Annotated in this window: 1 protein-coding gene; it reads right to left on the reverse strand. The window is 68.8% G+C overall.

From position 1 onward, the window contains the following. Positions 1–149 precede the first annotated feature (149 nt). Positions 150–250: DUF885 domain-containing protein (locus JNB62_RS19335; RefSeq protein WP_223231060.1), on the reverse strand; the 101-nt coding region annotated here is incomplete at its 5' end.

Genomic DNA, 250 nt, shown 5'->3' on the forward strand with positions numbered 1-250 from the left:
TTGGCCGTCCCGGTCGCGCCGGAGCGATGGATGCCGCCGGCCGATGCCGCGGACGAGTACGTGTGTCCGCACCGCGAGGCGGATTTCTGGGCGGTCGGGCAGTTCTACGACGCGTTCACGCAGACGACCTCCTCGGATGAAGGGACGCGTCAGCGCGACAGTGCGAAGCGCAGCGTGTCGAGGCCGACGCCGCCGATGTCGAGCGCGCGCTTGTGGAACTGCTTGATCGAGAACGCGTCGCCCTCACGCT

This window comes from Microbacterium jejuense (genome assembly GCF_019511665.1).
Lineage (GTDB): Bacteria > Actinomycetota > Actinomycetes > Actinomycetales > Microbacteriaceae > Microbacterium > Microbacterium jejuense_A.